This window comes from Brachybacterium sp. AOP29-B2-41, assembly GCF_052378395.1.
Classification (GTDB): Bacteria; Actinomycetota; Actinomycetes; order Actinomycetales; family Dermabacteraceae; genus Brachybacterium.
In genome coordinates this window covers 1-21,567 of sequence record NZ_JBQSXR010000002.1, presented here as the reverse complement: position 1 = coordinate 21,567, position 21,567 = coordinate 1, and the positions used below count along the sequence as shown (strand labels likewise).

At 68.5% G+C, this 21,567-nt stretch carries 17 protein-coding genes; 4 read left to right on the top strand and 13 right to left on the bottom strand.

Features of this window, described 5'->3' with window-relative positions:
- The 3 genes from ACT3T9_RS02295 to ACT3T9_RS02285 are packed head-to-tail and all read right to left on the bottom strand — an operon-like array spanning position 1 to position 3,435.
- Positions 1-1,710 carry an FAD-binding oxidoreductase gene (locus ACT3T9_RS02295; protein ID WP_444605883.1) on the bottom strand — a complete coding sequence of 570 codons (1,710 nt, stop codon included), beginning with the start codon at positions 1,708-1,710 and terminating at the stop codon, positions 1-3.
- On the bottom strand, positions 1,707-2,654 hold the full coding sequence (locus ACT3T9_RS02290) for a lysophospholipid acyltransferase family protein (RefSeq protein ID WP_444605882.1): 948 nt from the start codon (positions 2,652-2,654) through the stop codon (positions 1,707-1,709). The genes ACT3T9_RS02295 and ACT3T9_RS02290 overlap by 4 nt, the downstream gene beginning before the upstream one ends.
- A 4-nt stretch (positions 2,655-2,658) precedes the next feature.
- Positions 2,659-3,435, bottom strand: coding sequence for an SDR family NAD(P)-dependent oxidoreductase (locus ACT3T9_RS02285; RefSeq protein WP_345076374.1), 777 nt, complete (start codon positions 3,433-3,435; stop codon positions 2,659-2,661).
- A 133-nt stretch (positions 3,436-3,568) separates the two neighbouring features.
- Here ACT3T9_RS02285 and ACT3T9_RS02280 point away from each other — a divergent pair, with 133 nt between their 5' ends.
- The 3 genes from ACT3T9_RS02280 to ACT3T9_RS02270 all read left to right on the top strand — a co-directional run bounded on the left by ACT3T9_RS02280 (position 3,569) and on the right by ACT3T9_RS02270 (position 8,293).
- Positions 3,569-5,866: an HAD-IB family hydrolase gene (locus tag ACT3T9_RS02280; protein ID WP_441444994.1), complete on the top strand. Its 2,298-nt coding sequence runs from the start codon at positions 3,569-3,571 to the stop codon at positions 5,864-5,866.
- Positions 5,867-6,226: 360 nt separating this feature from the next.
- Positions 6,227-7,168, top strand: a complete 942-nt coding sequence (locus ACT3T9_RS02275) for an endonuclease domain-containing protein (protein WP_444605881.1) — start codon at positions 6,227-6,229, stop codon at positions 7,166-7,168.
- Between the two features lie 420 nt (positions 7,169-7,588).
- Positions 7,589-8,293 carry a hypothetical protein gene (locus ACT3T9_RS02270; protein WP_441444996.1) on the top strand — a complete coding sequence of 235 codons (705 nt, stop codon included), beginning with the start codon at positions 7,589-7,591 and terminating at the stop codon, positions 8,291-8,293.
- Between the two features lie 244 nt (positions 8,294-8,537).
- Here ACT3T9_RS02270 and ACT3T9_RS02265 read toward each other — a convergent pair whose 3' ends face one another.
- The 5 genes from ACT3T9_RS02265 to ACT3T9_RS02245 form a co-directional block, all read right to left on the bottom strand.
- The gene (locus tag ACT3T9_RS02265; protein WP_441444997.1) at positions 8,538-9,425 is read right to left on the bottom strand and encodes an amino acid ABC transporter ATP-binding protein; all 888 of its coding nucleotides are present in this window, start codon (positions 9,423-9,425) and stop codon (positions 8,538-8,540) included.
- Complete coding sequence (locus tag ACT3T9_RS02260) at positions 9,425-10,411, bottom strand: amino acid ABC transporter permease (RefSeq protein WP_441444998.1); 987 nt, start codon at positions 10,409-10,411, stop codon at positions 9,425-9,427. The genes ACT3T9_RS02265 and ACT3T9_RS02260 overlap by 1 nt, the downstream gene beginning before the upstream one ends.
- Complete coding sequence (locus ACT3T9_RS02255) at positions 10,408-11,340, bottom strand: ABC transporter substrate-binding protein (RefSeq protein ID WP_441444999.1); 933 nt, start codon at positions 11,338-11,340, stop codon at positions 10,408-10,410. The genes ACT3T9_RS02260 and ACT3T9_RS02255 overlap by 4 nt, the downstream gene beginning before the upstream one ends.
- Positions 11,341-11,466: 126 nt before the next feature.
- The gene (locus ACT3T9_RS02250) at positions 11,467-13,584 is read right to left on the bottom strand and encodes an ABC transporter ATP-binding protein (RefSeq protein WP_444605880.1); all 2,118 of its coding nucleotides are present in this window, start codon (positions 13,582-13,584) and stop codon (positions 11,467-11,469) included.
- Positions 13,584-15,320 carry an ABC transporter ATP-binding protein gene (locus ACT3T9_RS02245; RefSeq protein WP_444605879.1) on the bottom strand — a complete coding sequence of 579 codons (1,737 nt, stop codon included), beginning with the start codon at positions 15,318-15,320 and terminating at the stop codon, positions 13,584-13,586. Before ACT3T9_RS02245 ends, ACT3T9_RS02250 begins: the two co-directional genes overlap by 1 nt.
- A gap of 275 nt (positions 15,321-15,595) precedes the next feature.
- On the opposite strand from ACT3T9_RS02245, the gene ACT3T9_RS02240 reads away from it, so the two are divergent.
- Entirely contained in the window at positions 15,596-16,309 is a 714-nt protein-coding gene (locus ACT3T9_RS02240; protein WP_444605878.1) for a DUF6318 family protein, read from the top strand.
- A 264-nt stretch (positions 16,310-16,573) separates the two neighbouring features.
- On the opposite strand, the gene ACT3T9_RS02235 is transcribed toward ACT3T9_RS02240, so the two are convergent.
- The 5 genes from ACT3T9_RS02235 to ACT3T9_RS02215 all read right to left on the bottom strand — a co-directional run bounded on the left by ACT3T9_RS02235 (position 16,574) and on the right by ACT3T9_RS02215 (position 21,377).
- Entirely contained in the window at positions 16,574-17,482 is a 909-nt protein-coding gene (locus ACT3T9_RS02235) for a carbohydrate ABC transporter permease (protein ID WP_444605877.1), read from the bottom strand.
- Positions 17,479-18,435 (bottom strand): carbohydrate ABC transporter permease, encoded by a 957-nt coding sequence (locus tag ACT3T9_RS02230; RefSeq protein ID WP_444605876.1) that lies wholly within the window; start codon positions 18,433-18,435, stop codon positions 17,479-17,481. Before ACT3T9_RS02230 ends, ACT3T9_RS02235 begins: the two co-directional genes overlap by 4 nt.
- 86 nt (positions 18,436-18,521) lie before the next feature.
- Positions 18,522-19,790, bottom strand: coding sequence for an ABC transporter substrate-binding protein (locus ACT3T9_RS02225; protein WP_441445006.1), 1,269 nt, complete (start codon positions 19,788-19,790; stop codon positions 18,522-18,524).
- 262 nt (positions 19,791-20,052) lie between these two features.
- Positions 20,053-20,937, bottom strand: a complete 885-nt coding sequence (locus ACT3T9_RS02220; RefSeq protein WP_441445007.1) for a class I SAM-dependent methyltransferase — start codon at positions 20,935-20,937, stop codon at positions 20,053-20,055.
- A 59-nt stretch (positions 20,938-20,996) separates the two neighbouring features.
- Entirely contained in the window at positions 20,997-21,377 is a 381-nt protein-coding gene (locus ACT3T9_RS02215) for a hypothetical protein (protein WP_441445008.1), read from the bottom strand.
- Positions 21,378-21,567: the final 190 nt, after the last annotated feature.

Here is a 21,567-nt window from a genome sequence, read left to right as displayed (position 1 = left end):
TCAGGGGGTGGTGACCTTGCCGGGGTTCAGGTTCCGGCCGGGGTCGTTGTCGGCGAACAGCCCCTTGACCATGCGCACCCCCACCTCACCGATGTCCTCGGTGATCCACGGCTGATGCTCGGTTCCCACCGCGTGGTGGTGCGAGACCGTCGAACCCAGATCCATGAAGGTCTGCTGCACGGCGCTCTTGGCGGCGTAGTACTGCTCGAGGGCCTGCTCGTCGGAGGAGTAGGGGAAGGCGAAGGTGAAGTAGAGGCAGGCCCCTGCGTGGTAGCTGTGCGACATGTGGCAGAACATGAAGCCCGGCAGGCCCTGCTCCTCCTGCACCGAGTAGAACGCCTCGTAGGCCTTCGCGTGGACCGCGTTGAGGTTCGACCAGGTCGCCCCCGTGTCGCAGACGTCGCCGAAGACCTGGTAGTCCATCAGGAAGTCGCGCAGGTATGGGGTGTCGAACTTCTTCTGGTCGTAGATCGCGCCGGGTCCCGCGCCGAGGGTGATGCCCCCATTGGCCTTCACGATCTTCTTGACGATCGACTTCTGCTGCTCGACCGCGGCCTTGGAGCCCTCGAAGCAGACGTAGGAGATCGACATCTCGCCCGTGGTGTCCCAGCCCTGGGAGCGGAGGTAGGCGAAGAGGCCGTCCTGCACCTTCGCGGCGACCTTGCCCTTGGTGGAGCTGGGCTCCTTGACCATGGAGAGGCTGAACTCGGTCTCGGGTCCGTCGGAGAGGCGGGTGAAGGTGGGCTTCACGTCGGTCGAGCGGGCGATCGCGTGCATGCCGCGGATGCCGTGCTCCCAGTCGGGGTACATATAGGCGATGACCTGGCGCACCGGGGCCAGGCGGTGGACCTGGACGGTGGCTTCGGTGATGACGCCGAGGCGGCCCTCGCTGCCCAGGATCATCTCGTGCACGCTGGGGCCCGAATCGCGTCCCGGGATCGGCTTGGTGATGGCGATGCCGTCGGGGTGGACCATGCGCAGGCCGCGCACGATGTCCTCGATGTCGCCGTACTTGTCGGACTGCATGCCCGAGGAGCGGGTCGCGGCCCAGCCGCCGAGCGTCGAATAGGCGAAGGAGTCGGGGAAGTGGCCGACGGTCCACCCCTCGGCGTTCAGCTGCTCCTCCAGGTCCGGGCCGTAGGCACCGGCCTCCACCCGGGCCAGGCCCGCGGTGTCGTCGATCTCGAGCACCTCGCGCATCCGGCCGAGGTTCAGGGAGATCACGGGGCGCTGCTCGGAGATGTCCGGCGTGACGGAGCCGGAGATGCTGGACCCGCCGCCGTAGGGGATCAGCACCAGGTCCTGCTCCAGCACGACCTTCAGCAGCGCGGCCACCTCCTCCTCGGAGGCGGGGTAGACGACCGCGTCGACCAGACGGGCGAAGTCGCCGGCCCGCACGCGGAACAGGTCCGGCAGGGAGCGGCCGAAGGAATGCACGACCCGGACCTCGTCGTCCTCGAGCACGCTCTCCTCGCCGACCACGCTGGTCAGCAGTGAGCGCACGGGCGCGGGCAGCCGGCTCGCGGGCACCTCGAAGTCCGACAGGACAGGCGTGACGGGGGTGCTCTTGGCAGCCAGGTCCACCCCGATCTTGTTCTTCGCCAGCGGGGCGAAGGCGGGCTTGTTGTCGTAGCGGAAGGTGACATCGCTCAGACCCCAGCCCCACCACTTATGCCGCTTGACCTCGCGTGCGCTCAGCCGGTCGCTCATGCGGATTCCTCCTCGTCCCGGACAGCGCTGCCCAGAACCTCGTCGTGATGCTCGTCGTACAGGTCCTTGACCCGGGCCCGGATCCGGGCGGAGAAATCCACCGCGGATTCGTCCTCGTGGGAGATCATCGGCTCACCGAAGACCACGGCGACCGGGGGGCGGCCCGGCTTCGGCCAGCTGCGCCCCTTGGGCATCGCCTCGTGGGCTCCGATGATTGCGGCGGGGACGACGGGCACGCCGACCCCGATCGCGAGTGCGGCGGCGCCGGGCTTGAAGTCGGCCATCTTCCCGTCCAGCTGGCGGGTCCCCTCGGGGAACACCAGGATCGGCACGCCCGCGCGGAGCAGCTTGCGGGAGGTGCCGGAGTGCTTGCGGGAGCCGCCGCGATCGATCGGGAAGGCGTTGAAGATGATCCGCACGAAGAGCCGGCGGTACCAGACGTTGAAGAAGTAGTCCGCCGCGACTCCGGTGGACAGGAAGCGTGCCTGCGCCCAGGGCAGGCCGCGCGCCAGCATCGGGGCGTCGATGTGGCTGGAATGGTTCGCGACCAGCACGAACGGACCGCGCACGGTCTTCACCCGGCGGTGGACCACCTTCGAGGTGGTGAGGTTCGAGCCGACCACCGCGCCGAAGAACCCGCGCTGCGCCACGAAGCGCAGTGCGGCCCGTGCCTGCGAGCGGTACTTGGCCAGATCGCCCTGGGGCCTCTCCCAGCCCTCCCCCCGGGAGCGCGCGGACAGCGACTTCAGCGTCCGCCTCCCGCGCACCTTCGAGGAGACGGGTTCCGCAGCGGCTGCAGCGCGGCGGGTCTCGTCGGCGGACAGCGAGCCTTCACCGGGGCCCGTGACCTCGGCGGCAGCCGCGCCGTCGCCTGGGGGTGTCCCGTCGGCCGGAGGTGTGCCGTCGGCCGGGTCGGTGGGTTGCGGGGTGTCCTCAGAGGTCACGCGATCACTTCTCCCGCTTCCGGCGATGGCTGAGCAGGGCGCTCAGCCGGGCCACCAGACCGCGCGGAGTCATGCGCAGCACCGCCGCGATCCCCTTCCAGCGCTTCGAGGGGATCGAGACGGGCTTCCCGCGGGAGACGTCCCGCAGGCAGTCCTCGACCAGGCGGTCGGCCTCGAGCCAGAGCACACCGGGGATCGAGGAGCCCTTGATCCCGGCGCGGGTATGGAACTCCGTGCGCACCCAGCCCGGCATCAGCGCCGTGACCTGTACGCCGGTGCCGATGAGCTGGACGCCGAGGGATTCCGAGTAGTTGCCCACCCACGCCTTGATGGCGGAGTAGTTGTTCTGGGTGACCAGTGCGGAGACGGAACCGACGTTGATGATCCAGCCCCGACCCCGGGCGCTCATCCCCCGCCCGGCGGCGCCGCCCAGCTTGAGCACCGCTCGGATCATCACCTCGAAGCCGAGGTCGTGCTGCGAGAGGTCCTCATCGAGCAGCGAAGCCCTCACCGAGAACCCGGCGTTGTTGACGAAGACGTCCACGGGATCGGCGGACGCTTCGAGGCGGTCGGCGACGCGCTGCTGGGCGTCGCGGTCGGAGAGGTCGGCGACCATCGTCTCGACCTCGACGCCGTACTCGCGACGGAACTGCGCGGCGGCCTCTTCCAGGCGCTCAGGGTTCCGCGCGACCAGCACAAGAGCTGTCCCCCGGCCCGCGAACGCTCTGGCGAACGCGGCCCCGATGCCTGCAGTGCCGCCGGTGATCAGGGCCCTATGCATGGCGGCTACGATACACTAGCGAGGCCCTGACCAGCGCGGAGAAGCTCCCTGGTGGGAGCACCGCAGGGCTCCCGCGCGCGACCCGTGTGGCCCCGGAACCCGCGCCCCGCCGTACCCGTCCACAGAGGATCCCATGACCCACACCACCGCCCCCGCCGTTCAGACCGCTTCCGGCGGCACCACCAGCGGAGGGCGTCGGATCCTGTTGACCGGAGTCACCGGCTTCCTGGGCCAGGCAGTGCTCCGCTCGCTGCTGGAGACCACGCCGGACACCCATGTCACCGCCGTCGTGCGCCCCAAGGGCTCCGTCACCGGGCGCAAGCGGCTCGAGCAGCTGCTGCGCAAGCCTGTCTTCTCCTCCTGGGCCGAGCTGCTGAGCGCTGAGGGCACCGACGAAGCACCGGTCGACGGCAAGGCACAGCTGAAGGAGATCTTCGACGCTCGCGTGAGCGTGCTCGAGGGTGACCTCACCGATATGCCCGCGATCACGGAGCCCTTCGACACCGTGATCCACTCGGCCTCCTCGGTCTCCTTCGACCCGCCGATCGACGACGCCTTCCGCACCAACGTCGGCGGTGCCCGGAACCTGTACGAGGCGCTGCTGGCCTCGGGCCAGGACCCGCACGTCATCCATGTCTCCACCGCCTACGTCGGCGGCATCGCGAAGGGTCTGCGCCAGGAGGGCTCCCTCCAGGCCGACGTCGACTGGCGCGCCGAGTACGAGGCCGCGATGCAGGCCCGCGCCCGGGTCGATGCGGAGTCCCGCCGCCCCGAGACGCTGCGCTCCCAGATCAATGCCGCCAAGGGCCGTCACGGCCGGATGGGCCCCTCGGCAGTCGCCGCAGCCTCCGAGGAATCGCGCCGCGAATGGGTCGACGAGCGCCTGATCGACTTCGGCCGCACCCGCGCCCAGTCCGTGGGCTGGACCGACATCTACACCTTCACCAAGGCGATGGCCGAGCAGGTCGCCGAGGAGCTGTGGGCCGGCAACGGGCACCGCGTTTCCTTCGTGCGCCCCTCCATCATCGAATCCGCGATGAAGAAGCCCTATCCGGGCTGGATCGACGGCTACAAGGTCGCCGACCCGCTGATCATGGCCTACGGCCGCGGCGTGCTGCAGGAGTTCCCGGGCCTGGCCGATTCGATCCTCGACGTCATCCCCGTGGACCACGTCGTCAACGTGATCGTCGCGCTCGCCACCCAGGACGTCTCCCGCCGCGGCGACGACGCCTACTTCCAGGTGGTCTCCGGCGCGTCAAACCCGCTGCCCTTCCACGAGATGGTCACCGCGGTGCGCGAGTACTTCGTGAAGTACCCGCTCGAGGATGACAAGGGCCGTCCGATCCCGGTGCCCGAATGGTCCTTCCCCGCCGTCGAGATGGTCGAGCAGCGGTTCCGTGCCAAGGAGCTCTCCGCGAAGCTCGGCTCCGCCGCGGTCGCCTACCTCCCGGCCACCAAGCGCACCCGGGAATGGACCGCCAGCCTGCACAAGGCCACCTCGGGCCTGACCATGCTGCGCAAGTACATCGAGCTGTACCGGCACTACACGAAGACCGAGATGGTCTTCGACGACGCCAACACTCGGGCGCTGCGCGAGGAGCTGCCGGCCGCCTTCCTCGAGACCCATGACTTCGACATCAAGGGCCTGGTCTGGAAGGACTACTTCCAGCAGCAGCACCTGCCCGCGGTCACGGACCTCACCAAGGCCTACTCCCGGGCGAAGTCCGCCCAGAAGAAGCGGGCCTCCCGCCCCGTCCCCGAGCTGAAGCGCTCCGAGAACACGCTGGCCGTGTTCGACCTCGACGGCACTGTGCTCTCCACCAACATCGTCCAGCAGTACTTCGCCGTGGTCCGCGCCACCAAGCCGCGCCGCACCTGGCCGGCGGAGATCGGCGGCCTGCTGGCCGCTGTCCCCGGCTACCTGCGTGCCGACAAGCGCGACCGCTCAGAGCTGATCCGCCTGGTCAACCGCCGTTACAAGGGGTACCGCAGTGCAGATCTGCGCACCCTGATGCAGGGCGAGGCCGGGCGCCGGATCCGGGCCTCGATCCTCCCCGAGGCACTCGAGACCATCGAGCGCCACCGCGCCGCCGGGCACCGCACGGTGCTGGTCTCCGGCGCGCTGGACGTGCTGGTCGAGCCGCTCGCCGATCTGTTCGACGAGGTCATCGCCACTCACATGGACGAAGACACCTCCGGGGTGATGACCGGCTACCTGGCCACTCCCCCGCTGGTCGATGAGGCCCGCGCGAACTGGCTGCGCAAGTACGCCGACCTGCACGGCGCGGACCTGTCCACCTCCTACGGCTACGGAGACTCCCACGCCGACGCCGCCTGGCTCGAGCTGGTGGGCACCCCCGCCGCAGTCGCCCCGGACCTCGGCCTCTACGCGGTTGCGAAGAAGAAGCGCTGGCAGATCCTGGAGTGGTGACCCGCTGAGGGCAGCCGGCCGCCGGGCTGGCTGCCGTTCGGGCTGGCTGCCGGGGTGGCTGCCGTTCGGGCCAGCTCCCGCGCAGGCCAGCTCCCGCACCGGCCAGCTCCCGCACGGGCCGCCTCCTATACCGGCCCCGCGTGGGTCACCGGTACGGGCCACCAGTACTTTGTCTGTGGTGAGGGTTGAACGGCTCTACACCGTTCAAACCTCACCACAGACCGTTTTCTGGTGGAACCTGTCGTGCTCTGCCCGGCGCAAGCGGCCTTTCCGTCCGCGACGGTTCCTCCCCACCTCCACGTTGTCCACAGCGATGACGGTCTCGCCCCGTTGCGCCCCGTCGTTGCCGAGACTCGGGACATGTACGGACCGAGTCGACTGATCCTGCCGGCGAGCGCAGGGCCTCCCTTCCGCCCGAACCGTCGGCGTCGAGGAACCTTGCACCTCACCGCGAGGCAGCTCGGCATTGCTCGGCGCAGCGAACTTGTCGTCTTCGGCCTCACTCCGTGGACGATGCGAGCCGCTCTCGAGCGAGGCGAGCTGCAGCGCGTGGCCCGAGGCTGGATCGCGCGGCCCTCCGCCTCCCCTGACGTGATCCGCGCGCTCATCGCCGGGTTTCGTCTCACCTGCGTGGATGCTGCCCGGCTGCATGGGCTGTGGACACCGGATGACACTCCAGCCGAGGAACACCTGCTTCACGTCTACCGCTATGGCGATGAGCGTGCCGTCCCCGACGGCATGATCACTCATCTCCCCCGCGTCAGATCTTGGCCAGAGCAGGATGCGGTCGCCTCCGTGTCTCTCACCCTCGAGCATGCGCTCCGCTGCTGCAGCGGGGAGACCGCCGCGGTACTTCTCGAGTCCGCGATGGAGCGCCGGCTCTTGTCCCCTGCGGCCGTGCAGCAACTGCTCGACGATGCCCCTGACGCAGTCCGCTCACGGATCGGAACTCTGTCCGCCGCCAGCGACTCGGGATCGGAGACGAGGGTGGCGCGCTGGCTGCGTCGGCGGCACTTCCAGGTCGAACAGCAGGTGTTCGTGGACGGGGTCGGGCTGCTGGATGCCTACGTCGGCGGTCTCTTCCTGGAGATCGACGGCCGGGAGTTCCACGACGGCGAGGATGCCTTCAGCCGGGACCGGCGCCGAGATCTGCGGGCGATTCGACACGGGCTGCAGGTGCTCCGGCTGAGCTACGCGCAGGTGTGGCACGACTGGGAGAGAACCCAGCAGGACATCCTCCGAGCCATCGATGAGGTCGGTGCCTTCGGCCGACGCAAGGTCGAGCAGCTGGCGCTGCGCTGAGCGCGGCACCAGCACGTCAGGCACCACCAGCACGTCAGTTGCCACCAGTAAGCCAGGCAGCCCCAGCACATCACCCGCCACCAGAACTCTGTCCCTGGCGAGGCGCGAACGGCTGTAGGGCGTTGAAGAACTCGTGAGAGACAGATTGGTGGTGGCACCGGGCTGTGGGTGCCGCTGGTGTCAGGCGGAAGGACGGAATGGCGGGTGGCGAGTGGCGATGGGGACCTCTGACTGGGCAGCTCTGCACGGGTACTCCTCCCCATGGCGCGAATCGTGCAACCTTCCTAGGCTCGACGCATCGTCACAGGCCAGGGACCGCAACACCGGTCCCGCGCCGAGGACCGGGGCCGCGCGACCGTGCAGCTCCTCAACGCAGGGGAACGGCCTTCGCCGTACCCCGGCCCGCAGAAGGAGGACTCCATGTCCCGCACGATCATTGCCCGCGGCGCCGCTCTGGCCGCCGCCACCATGCTGGCCCTGACCGCCTGCGGCGGTACGGACGAAGCTCCCGCCGAGGAGCAGCCCGCCGCGGTCACCGAGCAGGAGGCGGAGCCGGAAGACGCCGACGCCGAGGAGTCCGCAGACACCGAGGACACCGCCGACACTCAGGACGCCGAGGACACCGAGGAGGCCGCGGACGATGATGACGCAGCCGGTGATGACGCCGCGGGCGCCGAGGCTGGCACCGTGGTGGAGATCGGCACCGAGTTCACCGACGAGGAGACCGGCGATGTGATCACCATCGTCTCCGCGGTGCGCGGCAACGACACCGAGTACTACATGGCCAGCGATAACCCTGACGGCGAGATGATCTACCTCGAGGTGAAGGTGACCGCCGGCGACCAGTTCGGCGGAGTCATCAGCCAGCAGGACTTCTTCCTCGACGACGGCGGTGAAGAGGTCAACTACGCCAGCACCGCGGACGACGAGCTGACCGCGGCCGGGTTCACGTACTTCGAGGGCACCCCGCGCAGCGACGGTGAGGGCACCGGCTATATCCCGATCTATGTCGAGACCACCGGGGACACCCTCAAGGGCGCCTACGTTCGGCCGGAGATGAAGATCCTCGGCGAGGACGAGACCGTCCCCGAGTTCCGCGGCGAGTTCGAGATCCCCGCTGCCTGATCCCGGTGGGCTGACCATCGCCGGCTGACTCCGGTAGCCGGTAGCCGACCATTGCAGTGCAGGGTGCCCCATGCGTGGGGCACCCTGCACTGCGTTCAGGGCCGACCCATGCGCTCAGGCCGCCATCAGAAGAGCGCCACCAGAACTTGGTCTCTCGTGAGGGTTGAACGACTGTGGCGCGTTCAAGACCTCGTCAGAGACAGAAAAGTGGTGGCCCATAAGGTAAGACGGGCCAAGGACCGGCTCAGAGCACCGAGGCGAGGAAGCCCTGCAGCCGTTCGGACTCGGGGTGGTCGATGACCTGCTCAGGGGTGCCTCGCTCGAGGATGCGGCCCTCGTCCATGAACACCACCTGGTCGGCGACCTCGCGGGCGAAGCCCATCTCGTGGGTCACCACGACCATGGTCATCCCGTCGGCCGCGAGATCCTTGAGGACGGTGAGCACCTCGGAGACCAGCTCCGGGTCCAGGGCGCTGGTGGGCTCGTCGAAGAGCATCAGCTCGGGGTCCATTGCCAGCGCGCGGGCGATCGCGACGCGCTGCTGCTGACCGCCGGAGAGCTCGGAGGGGTAGTGGTCCGCGCGGTCGGCGAGGCCCACGCGCTCCAGCAGTGCCCGCGCCTTCTGCTCGGCGACGGCCTTGGGGAGGCCGCGCACCTGCCTCGGCGCCTCCATCACGTTGCCGAGCGCCGTAAGGTGCGGGAACAGGTGGAAGCGCTGGAAGACCATGCCGATGCGGGAGCGCTGGGCGGCGATCTGGGCGGAGGTGAGCTTCTGCCAGCGGCCGTCGGGCAGCGGGTCGGGGGCGTAGCCCTGCACCACGTCGTCGATCAGGACCCGCCCGGCGGTGGGCTCCTCGAGCTGGTTGATGCAGCGCAGCAGGGTGGACTTGCCGGAGCCGGAGGGCCCCACCAGCACGGCCACCTCGCCGGAGCGCACCGTGAGGTCGCAGTCCTTCAGCACGTGCAGGTCACCGAAGGATTTGTGGACGCCCTCGACCTGGATCACGGTGCGGGGCGCGGAAGTACCGTCGGGCGCGGAAGTACCGCCGGGCGCAGAGGCGCCGTCGGACGCGAGAGTGCCGCCGGGCGCAGAGGCGCCGTCGGGCGCGGGGATTTCAGGGTTCTGGCTCATCACAGCTCCACCTCCGGGAGCGGGTTCTGCGGGGTGGTGCCGGCGCTGTTGACCGCCGCCTGACGGGAGCGCCTGCTGCGGCCGGTGGTCGGGGTGCGGTCATCGAAGCCTCGACCGAAGTGCTTCTCGAGGTAGTGCTGACCCACCATCAGCACGCTGGTGATCGCGAGGTACCACAGCGCGGCGACGATCAGCAGCGGGATCGGGGTGAACAGCTTGTTGGCGATGCCGTTGGTGGCGAAGGTGAGGTCGAGCGTGAAGGGCACTGCGAGCACCAGCGAGGTGGTCTTGAGCATGCCGATCGTCTCGTTGCCGAGCGGCGGGACGATCACGCGCATCGCCTGCGGCACGATGATGCGGCGCAGGATCTTGCCGTTGCTCATGCCGAGGGCCTTGGAGGCCTCGGTCTGGCCCTTGTCCACGGAGTTCAGGCCGGAGCGGATGATCTCGGCGAGATAGGCGCCCTCGTTCAGGCCCAGGCCGATCACGGCCGCCCAGAAGGCGGTGAGCAGGTCACGGGTGGAGAAGCTCAGCAGTTCGGGTCCGAACGGCACGCCGATCACGATCTTGGGCACGATCACCGTGAACAGGCCCCAGAACACGAGCTGGGTGTAGACCGGGATGCCACGGAAGACGAAGATGTATGCCCAGCTCACACCGCGCAGCACCGGGTTGTCGCTGCGGCGCATCACTGCTGCGGTCAGCGCCACGACGGTGCCCAGCACCATCGACAGCACCGTCAGCAGCAGCGTCCAGCCGACGCCCTGGATCACCTTGACGTCCAGCAGATACGTGGCCACGGTGCCCCATTCGAGCACCGGGTTGGTCACCAGGAACCAGATCAGGCCCAGGACCAGCAGGGCTGCGATGACGGCGGAGATCCAGGTGCCGGGGCGGGGGGCGGCCTTGGCGCGGATCGGGGTGAAGCGCTCCGTCGCGGGCGGCGGGGCCGACGGGGACGGGGCGGGGGTCTGGGTGGTGGTCACGGCTGGGGGTTCACTTCCGCGGTCGGGATCAGGCCTGCTTCATTGCCCCATGCAGCGAGGATGTGCTCCATGTGGCCGGCGTCGATGAGGTGCTGCACGGCGGCGCGGAGCGCGTCGGCCAGCTCGGGCTGGTCCTTGGCGACGACGATGCCGTTGAGGGCGGATTCTTCGATCTCGCCGATCGCCTCGAGGGTCCCGCGGGAGCGGGCGATGGCGTAGGCGGTCACCGGGGAGTCGGCCATCAGGATGTCGCCCTTGCCGCCGGCGACGTTGGTCGCCGCATCGGAATTGGACGCATAGGCGAGCAGGTCATACGCCTCTGCGCCTCCGTCCCGGCACTCCTGGGAGCGCTCGATGGAGAGCTCCTCCTGGTAGGTGCCCACCTGGAGGGCGACCCGCTTGCCGCAGAGGTCGTCGGGATGGATGCCATAGGGGTTCCCGGCCTTCACGGCATAGGAGATGCCGGCCTGGAAGTAGGAGACCATGCTGACGGCCTCGAGCCGCTCCTCGTTGACGGTGAAGCTCGACATGCCGACGTCATAGGTGGAGCCGACGGCGGGGATGATCTGCGCGAACACCGCAGCCTCGGTGCGGGTGGTCAGCCCCAGCACCGCACCGATCCCGGCAAGGATGTCCATGTCGTAGCCGATCGCCTCGCCCGAGGAGCCCACGAACTCGCCCGGGGCGTAGTTCAGGGCCGCGCCGTTGACGAGCTCACCGCGCTCGCGGATCTCTGCCGGGACCAGCGCGGCGATCTCGGGCACCTCGGCGATGCCGGAAAGGTCGACCTCCGGCACGGCGTTGGACTCCGCATCCAGGCGCTCGGAGGCGCGGGTGCAGGAGGCCAGTGCCGAGGTCAGCACAGCCGTGGCCAGGGCCAGGGGCGCGGCGCGCAGCAGGGTGCGCCGTCGGGGGCGAGAAACAGTCACCGATGAATAGTATTCATAGGTTTGCATGGAAACAAGTTGCTGTCGCGCGATTCACCAGGGGCGTGACCGGCGGGGCCCAGCCGCCCCACCAGCTCAGCCTCCCAGCAGCTCAGCCGCCCCACCAGCTCAGCCGCCCAGTGCCATCCCGCCGGTGGTGGTCGCTACCTCGTCCTCGGCGTCCTCCGCCCCGCTCCCGGCGAGCTCCGACTCGGCGTCGATATCCACCGCCGCGCCCTCGAACTGCGAGCGGTACAGGCGGGCATAGGCGCCGCCGACGGCGAGCAGCTGCTCGTGGTCGCCCTGCTCGACGATGTCGCCGTCCTCCATCACCAGGATGAGGTCCGCGTCGCGGATGGTGGAGAGGCGGTGGGCGATCACGAAGGAGGTGCGGCCCGCGCGCAGGGCGTTCATCGCCTTCTGCACGAGCACCTCGGTGCGGGTGTCCACGCTCGAGGTGGCCTCGTCCAGGATCAGCAGGCTGGGCCGGGCGAGGAAGGCGCGGGCGATGGTCACCAGCTGCTTCTCACCGGCGGACAGGGTGGTCTCGTCGTCGTCCACGACCGTGTCGTAGCCGTCCGGCAGCTGCCGGGCGAAGTCGTCGACGTGGGTGGCGCGCGCCGCCTCGATCACCTCGTCGTCGGTCGCGTCCAGGCGGCCGTAGCGGATGTTCTCCCTCAGGGAGCCCTTGAACAGCCAGGTGTCCTGGAGGACCATGCCGGTGCGCTCGCGCAGCTGGGCGCGGGTGAGATCACGGATGTCGATCCCGTCGATCGTGATCCGGCCGCCGCCCACCTCGTAGAACCGCATCACGAGGTTCACCAGGGTGGTCTTGCCAGCCCCCGTCGGCCCCACGATCGCGACCGTGTGGCCGGGATCTGCGACCAGCGACAGATCGCGGATCAGCTCCCGGTCGGGGCTGTAGGAGAACGCGACATGCTCGAACTCCACGCGCCCCTCGCCGATGCCCGCAGCGGCGGTGTCCACGGTGGTCTCCGGCTCCTGCTCCTCGGCGTCCAGCAGCTCGAAGACCCGCTCGGCGCTGGCCACGCCCGACTGCAGCATCGTCGCCATCGAGGCGACCTGGCTGAGCGGCTGGGTGAACTGGCGGGAGTACTGGATGAAGGCCTGCACGTCGCCGAGGGTGAGCTGGCCGGAGATGATCCGCAGGCCGCCCACGATCGCGATCGCGACATAGCTGAGGTTCCCCACGAACATCATCAGCGGCATGATCAGCGAGGAGACGAACTGGGCGCCGAAGGTGGCGCGGAACAGGGTCTCGTTGCGCTCCTCGAACCGGGCGGCGACCTCGTCCCGTCGGCCGAAGACGGTCACCAGGCCGTGCCCGGTATATGCCTCCTCGACCTCGGAGTTCACCACGCCCGTGGCGTCCCACTGCTGGGCGAACAGCTTCTGCGCGCGCTTGCCGACGACGCTGGTCAGCACCAGCGCCACCGGGATCACCGCGAGCGCGATCAGGGAGAGCTGCCAGGAGATCGTGAACATCATGATCAGCACGCCGAACACGGTCAGGATCGAGTTCACGAGCCCGGTGACGGTGTTCATCAGGGTGTTCTGGATGTTGTCGATGTCGTTGGTGACGCGCGAGAGGATCTCCCCGCGCTTCATCTTGTCGAAGTAGGCCAGCGGCAGCCGGTGCAGCTTCTCCTCGATGTCGCGGCGCAGACGCGAGACCATGCGGTAGATGATCCGGTTCAGGGCGATGCCCTGCAGCCACATCAGCAGTGCGGAGACGGCGAAGAGGCCGACGGCGAGGCCGAGCGTCTGGTACAGCGCATCGAAGTCGATGCCCACCCCGGGGGTGAGGGTCATGCCTGAGAGCAGGTCAGCGAACTGCTCCTCGCCCTCGGCGCGCAGCTGCGCGATCACGTCCGCCGGGTCGGCCCCCGCGGGCAGATTCTTCGAGAGCAGGCCGGTGAAGATGATGTCGGTGGCGCGGCCCAGGATCTTGGGGCCGACGACGCTGAACGCGACCGAGACGACGCCGACCGCGATCGCGAGGAACAGGTAGACGCGCTCGGGCCCCATCTCCCGCAGCAGACGCTTGGTCGAGGGCCAGAAGTTCTTCGCGCTCTGGCCGGGCCGCAGTCCGCGCGCGGCGTCCTTCTCGGAGGCGATCTCCGCCGCGGTGGACGCCTCGTCCCCGGCGGGAGTCGCAGGAGCCTGGGAGCCGACGGGGGTCGCGGGGTCCTCAGGACGCTGAGGAGTGTTCTTCGGAGCAGTCATCAGGCCACCTCCTCCTCGACGCCCTGCGAGCGGACGATCTCCTGGTAGGTCTCCGAGCCCTCGAGCAGCTCGGCATGGGTGCCCTGATCGATGATCCGGCCGTTGTCCAGCACCAGGATCAGATCCGCGGCGGTGATGGTCGAGACCCGCTGGGCGACGATCAGCATCAGGGCATCCTTCGTCTCCGGGACCAGCGCGGCGCGCAGCCTCGCATCGGTGGTGAGGTCCAGCGCGCTGAACGAATCGTCGAACAGGTACAGGGACGGTTTCGCGACCAGCGCCCGGGCGATGCACAGCCGCTGCCGCTGCCCGCCGGAGACGTTGGTGCCGCCCTGCGCGATCGGGGACTCGAGCTCCGTGGGCATCGACGCCACGAAGTCACGACCCTGCGCGACGGTCAGCGCATGCCAGAGGTCCTGTTCGTCGGCCGATGGATCCCCGAACCGCAGGTTCGAGGCGACCGTGCCGGAGAAGAGGTAGGGCCGCTGCGGGACCAGGCCAACTCGGTCCCAGAGCACCCGTGCGTCGAGGTCGCGCACGTCATGCCCGTTCAGCAGCACCCTGCCCTCGGTGGCGTCCATCAGGCGCGGCACCAGGTTGATCAGGGTGGTCTTGCCGGCGCCGGTGCCGCCGATGATCGCGACGGTCTGCCCGGCGCGGGCGGTGAAGGAGATGTCCTCGAGCACTGGACGCTCGGCGCCCGGATAGGTGAAGGAGACCTGGTCGAAGGTCAGCTCGACCGGGCCCTCGAGGTCGCGGATCCCGTCGGTGCGCTGGTGGACGCTGGTCTCGGTCTCGAGCACCTCGGTGATGCGGTCGGCGGAGACCATCGCACGCGGGATCATCATCGTCATGAAGGTCGCCATCATCACCGCGATCAGGATCTGCATCAGGTAGGCGATGAAGGCGGTGATCGAGCCGATCTCCATCTGCCCCGAGTCGATGCGCGGCGCGGCGACCAGCAGCACCATCACGCTGGAGACGTTCAGGATGAACATGATGATCGGATTGATCAGGATCATCAGCAGCCCGATCCGACGGTTCAGGTCGGTGAGCTGATCGTTGACCACCGCGTAGCGCTCCCGCTCGCGGTCCTCGCGCACGAAGGCGCGCAGCACCCGGATGCCGGTGATCTGCTCGCGCAGCACCCCGTTGATGTCGTCGATCTTGCCCTGCATCTGCTTGAACAGCGGCGCGGCCTTGAAGATCAGGATGCCGACGGCGACCAGCATCACCGGCACCATCACCGCGATCAGCCAGGCCATCCCCGGCTCCACGCGCAGCGCCAGGATCACGCCGCCGACCCCGGTCACCGGGGCCTGGACCAGCATGTTCAGCGAGAAGAAGACCAGCATCTGCACCTGCTGGACGTCATTGGTGGAGCGGGTGATCAGCGAGGGGGTGCCGAACTCGGCGAGCTCGCGCGGGGAGAAGGAGCTGACGCGCCCGAACACCGTCGAACGCAGATCCTTGCCGACCCGCATCGCGGAGCGCGCGGCGAAGTAGTTCGCCACCACCAGCGCGATGATGTTGCCGAAGGAGATGACCAGCATCAGCCGGCCGAGCTGCCAGATCACCGGAACATCGGCCTTGGCGACACCATCATCGATGATGTCCGCGTTCAAGGTGGGCAGGTAGAGCGCGGCCAGCACACCGACGATCTGGAAGAGCACCACGAGGAGCACCCAGATCCAGTACGGCTTCAGGCCCCTCAGCACCAGGCGCAGCAGGGTCACAGGATTCCTTCCGAAGGGCCGACGGCGCCGGGCACGGACCTGTCGACCCGGGAAGCATAGGCTTTCCCGGCGTCTCACCGCATCCGACTTAGGGCGGATCCGCGCAGGGCGGAACAGTCGGACGGAACGGTGGGGTGGAACCGGGATCCGGGGCCGACGGGCGGGGTCGGACGCGCGTGCGCGACGGTCGGACGCCCGTGGACGGGGACTGGCCGCACGTGGCGGCGACCACCTCTCCCCCTGCCCGCCCGGAGGTGTCGTCTACCGTGGGGCGGGTGAATCGACCAGTCCAACGCCTCATCATCATCGCGCTCGCGGTCCTGCTGGTCGTCCCCCTCGGAGTGATGGGGATCGGTCAGCTGATGGGGCCGGGCGCTGAACAGCAGACGGCCGAGAACTCGCAGAGCGCTGAGAGCCCGGAGGACCGGCCGACCGCGGACCCCGCCGCGCAGCCGCCGCGCCCCGAGCTGCCCCGCCCCGCCGAGCCCGCCGGACTCACGGAGCAGAGCGCCGAGGGCGCACAGGCCACGCTCACCTACCTGCTCGAGTCCTACGACTACATGATGAGCAGCGGCGATGTCTCCGTCTGGGAGGACTCCATCGATCCCAACTGCCAGGTGTGCGTGAGCTTCCTCAGCAATGCAGAGACGCTCGCCGCGCAGGGCGGCTATCTCGTGGACGGGGCCTTCGTGATCCACTCGACGTCCTTCGAGGGCACGGGCGAGCCCCCGGCCACCGGGACCGTGGTCGCCGACTTCACCCAGGAGGAGTCCATCCTGGTGGACGACCCGAACCTGCAGGCCAATCAGCTCACCGAGGTCACCGGCCAGCTGATCGCCACCATCGCCTGGGACGGTGAGCGCTGGCGCATCACCGACATGAGCATCGCTCCCCCGGCCGATGAGACCGGCGGGGCAGGCGCAGCAGGCGCAGGGGACGGACCCTCCGACGCAGGCGGGGCGAGCGACGCCGGCGGCGCGGGCGGCTGAGCCACAGGCTCCACGCTCCCCCACCCCGCCTATTACCTCCGCCAGCCACCCTCTCCGCGCCTCTCCCACCCCTCTCTCCGCACCTCTCTCATGCTGCTGCTAGATATCCCCTCTGAGCTGTCGCTTCGAGGACCTCTCACCGACAGCTGAGAGGGGATGCTCCGGGCATTTGCCATCGATCCCCTCTCTACTGTCGCCCGAGCACTCGCCAAGCGACAGCTGAGAGGGGACCGGAGGGGTGATGCGTGCTTCCGAGGGTGATGCCTACTTGATGCCGCTCATCATGACGCCACGCACGAAGTACCGCTGGAGGAAGATGAATACGAGCAGCGCGGGGATGAACATGACTACGGCGGAGGCCATCAGGGTCGCGAGGGAGACGTTCTGCTCCTGGAGGCTGTTGAGTCCGACGGTGAGGACGTAGTTGTCCGGGGACTGCTGGGCGACCAGGGGCCAGAGGAAGTCGTTCCAATGCCACAGGAACACAAAGGTCCCCAGGGTCGCGAGGATCGGTTTGGTCTGGGGCAGGATGATCGACCAGTAGACCCGCAGCTCTCCAGCACCGTCGATCTTCGCCGCGTCGATCAGCTCATCGGGGATGTCCTGGATGAACTGACGCATCAGGAACATCGCCTGCGCGTTGGCGACGGTGGGCAGGATCAGGCCCCACATCGAGTCCAGGCCACCGATCTGGCCCACCAGCAGGTACTGCGGGATGATCGTGAGCTGGTACGGGATCATCAGCATCGCGATGAACACCCAGAAGATCACCTCGCGGCCCAGGAACTTCTTCTTCGCGAAGGCGTACCCGGCCATCGAGGCGAACAACAGCACCAGCACCACCGAGACCACCGCGTAGATGGTGGTGTTCACCGCCCAGCGCGGGATGTGAGAGCTGCGCAGCGCCTGCCGATACGCCTCCAGCGACAGGTCGGCGTTGAAGAAGATGTCGGGGACCTGCACCGGGATCCCCGGGTGCAGGGAGATGATCACCATCGCCAGGAACGGGAACAGCGTCACCAACCCGATCACCGCGAGCGGGATATGGATCAGATGCTTCCGGACCCGCACTCCCAGCGGTGCCCGCCGGCGCAGCCCCGGCCCGCGACGCCCGCCAGCACCTGCAGCGCTCGAAGCAGTGGAAGTGTTCGAAGTGGTGGAAGTAGAGGTCATGAGTTGTTCCCTCCCACGAGGCGGCGCTGGATCAGGGACAGCACCAGCGTGATCACCAGCAGCACCACACCCACGGCGCTGGCATACCCGAACTCGAAGTATCCGAAGCCCTGGTCGAAGATCATGAAGGTCAGGGTGTAGGAGCCGCGGGCAGGGCCGCCACCGGTCATCACGTAGATGATGTCGAAGGCCTGGAAGCTCTTGACGGTCTCCAGCACCAGCACGAAGAACAGCGCCGGCTTCAGCAGCGGCAGCGTGATGTATCGGAACCGCTGCCAGGCCGAGGTGCCGTCGAGCTCCGCGGCTTCGTAGTAGTCCGGCGGGATCGCGAGCATCCCCGCGAGCAGGATCAGCATGTTGTAGCCGAAGCTGCCCCACGCCGCGACCAGCGCCAGAGCGGGCAGGACCAGCACCTGATGCTGGAGCCAGGAGCCCAGCTCCACCCCGAGCAGGCCGAGGGTCTCATCGATCGGGCCGCCACCGGAGAACAGCCACACGAAGATGATCCCCGAGATCACCGGCGAGGTCACCACCGGCAGGAAGAACAGCGCCCGGTAGAACGACATCCCCCGCATCGTGCGGTTGCACAACTGCGCCATGAACAGCGACAGCACCACCGACAACGGGATCGCCAGCACCGCATAGATCGCGGTGACCTGCAGCGAATGCCAGAACACATCGTCCTGGAACAGGCGCGTGAAATTCTCCAGCCCCACGAACTTGAACCGCCCCGACAGCGAGAAGTCACCCAGGCTCAGCACGATCCCGTAGAGCGCCGGGATGATGCGGAACGCCAGGAAGAACGCCACATACGGGAAGATGAACGCATACGCGATCAGCGCCCCACGGGACGTTGCCAGCTCCCGCCATGACGCCACCCGAGGCGTGACGACAGAAGGCTCGACGTCGTCGGCCGGGGTATCGGTGGTGCCGGGTGCCACGGACGTGGACATGCGGCTCCTCTCAGGACTGCGGCGCGCCGGGCACGTGCTGCTCGTGCACGTGGTGCTGGTGTGCCCGGCGCGCGGATCGGGTCTGGTCAGCCTCGCGCGAGCAGCTCGTTGACGGTGGTCTCCATGGTGTCGAGCGCCTCCTGCGGGTCCTTGCCCTGCAGCAGCACCGCCTGGATCTCGGGCTTCATCACGTCGATGATCTCCCGGGCCTTGGGGTGGATGATGCCGGCGTTGACCACGTCGAGGTACTGCTCGAACTCCGCGACCTGCTCATCGTCGTCATGGATCCCGGTGACGTCGGTGCGCGGGGAGTAGTAGACGAACTCCGAGCACACGAACTCGATGAAGTCGGGCTCGGTGAGGTGGTGGACCCAGGCGGCCGCGGCCTCGGGAGCCTCGGTGGTGTTGAAGATCGACAGTGCGCCGACGGAGCCGATCGCGACCTGCTCCTTGTACGTCAGCGGCGGCAGGATGGTCAGCGGATCCTTGAGCACCGCGCGGACCGAGCCGATGTTGCTGCCCATGCTGTACGCGACCTTTCCCTGGGCGAGGTCGGTCTGCTCGAAGGGGAGCACCACGCTGATCGGCTCTTTGGGTGCCCAGCCGTTGTCGACGATCTCCTTGACGAACTCGAGCGCCTCGAGGCCCTCGGGGCTGTTGAAGGCCGCGGTGCTCATGTCCTCGCTGAGCACCTCTCCACCGGCCTGCCAGAGGTACATGTAGTAGTTGTGGTTCAAAGTGGCGTCGCCGCTGTACTCCAGCAGGTAGTAGTCCTTCTCCTTCGCGGCGGCGCCCACGGCGCGCAGCTCGTCCCAGGTGGTGGGCCCCTCCATGCCGATCTCGTCGAGGACCTTCTGATTGGCGAAGGTCTGCGAGGCCTGCATCAGGATCGGGGCAGAGTAGAGGGAGCCCTCGTAGGTCATCGCTTCGAGCGAGGCGGGGACGAAGGCGCTGTCCCAGTCGTCGCGCAGATCATCGAGGTTCACGAGCAGGTCCTCGACGGCGAAGCGGGGCACGAAGTCGGGGTTGAAGTAGACGACGTCCGGGGCGTTGCCGCCGCTGATCGCGGTGGTCAGCTGCTCCTCGCGGTTGGCCCAGGGCTGCTGGACCACCTCGACGGTGACGTTGGGGTACTTCTCCTTGAAGGAGTCGACGTAGGGCTGGTAGGACTCGGCACTCGCGGAGTCGCTCAGCGGATAGATCCACATGACGATCGAGCCGGAGATGTCTTCCGAGCTCTCCGGCGGGGCCTCCGCGGTGTCACTGCCGCCACCACCACAGGCGGCCAGTCCGAGCGCGGCGGCGCCGGCTGCGCCGACACCCAGGGCGCTGCGGCGAGAGATTGTGTCGACCATGTCTCCTCCTTGAAACAGGCGGGTCACCGCCGGGCGGCAGGTGATGTGTCCCGGGACGTGCGTTCGGCCATCGACTCGTCGGGAGTGGCAGGGATCGACAGCGACCCGGCAACGATGACGGCAGCCGACGACGGCGGCAAACGATTTCTATACGCTAGCCGGGGATGTGACCCAGGTCAACAACGAAGAGATCACGAGAGGGTCAAGCCGCGGCGGCGGCGGACTCAGCCAGCGGGGCCGTACTCAGCCAGCGGTGTCTGACTCAGACAGCGGTGCCCGGCTCTCCCGTCGGCCGATAGAGGAAGACGTCGGTGCGGTACGGGACCCCGACCACGTCCCCGGGGGCATGGCCCAGGTGCTCGTGCAGATACCAGTCGAGGTTCGCGAGCACCTTCGACCGGCGCTCCTCGGGGGCGGTGATGACGTAGCTGCGGGTGCGGGCCAGATCGATGACGTCCTGCGTGGGCATCGGGTCCTCCCAGCGGTGCAGGCTGCGCCCGGTGAGCTCGAGGCCTGGTCCGACGGTGGGCAGGAAGTCCTCGCGGTGGATGTCGCCGGCGTGCATGATCCGGGAGAGGCGATGGACCCAGGGGATCGTCACATCGAGCATGTTCCACACCAGCGCGAGCACGCCCCCGGGCGCCATCAGCCGCACTACTTCGGCCGACGCCGCTTCGGCATCGAACCAGTGCCAGGCCTGGGCGACGGTGATCAGCGCGGCGGAACTCGCGGGCAGGCCCGTGTCCTCCGCAGGGGCCACGCGGGTGGTGACGGCACGGCCAGCGAACGGGGGCGGGCCCGTCGGCCTGCGGCGCAGTGCGGTCTCGAGCATGGCGGGGCTGGTGTCCACAGCGGTGACGTCCAGCCCTCGTCCGGCAAGCGCCCAGGACAGCTTCCCCGTCCCGGCACCGAGGTCGATCGCACGCACCGCGGTACTGCCGGGAGGCGCCGCGACCTGGGCGAGGAACACGTCGAGCACGGCGTCCGGATAGCCGGGGCGCAAGCGGTCATAGTCCTCACCCTGCTCCTGAAAAGCGGCGGCGAGCGCCCTCTTCCGCTCGGCGCTGCCGAAGCGGGGCGCGTCGCGCGAGGAGATCGGGGGGACCGGCGGGTTCCGCGGATCGGACGAGTTCAGCGCATCAGGCACGACCGAATCCTAGGACCTCGCCGTCGGTGGGGAATCGCGCCCGCGCAGCACGAGCCTGCTCAGTACGTGTCCTGGGACATCCCGGCGGCGAGGGCCAGCACGGCAGTGGCGAGCGCCAGGGCGAGGCAGGGCAGCACGAGCACCCAGCCTCGCACCCCGCGTCGGCGCACGAGCCCCCATCCCCCGAGCGCGAGGGCGATGGCCGCGAGGAGGAGGGCGAGGGCACCGAGCGGCGTGAGCAGCAGAGAGGGCAGATGCCAGTCATGATGTTCGGTGGCCACTGTCGAATCTGGCGCCGGCAAGTAGTACGTCACGCGGGCGGATTCGAAGACGAGCGCCGTGACCACGCCCGACCACGCGGCGCCGAGCGCGCCCAGCACGATCGACAGTGCAGCGAAGACGGTGCGGCGCCGCGACGTCACCCCAGGCACAGACGCCACCCCAGGCTCATGAGGACTCTCGAGGTGCTCCGCGCTCACTGCTCTGCTCCCCCGGGTCGATGGCGATTGCTGCTGCGTCGTGGGACCCGGTGGGCCGGACGCCTCGGGACGCTGCCATGGGGAGTTCTCCCCCTGGTGGCGGCCCTCTCCCCGCCATACTCTAGCGACCGAGGAGAAGGGGGACGTCGAT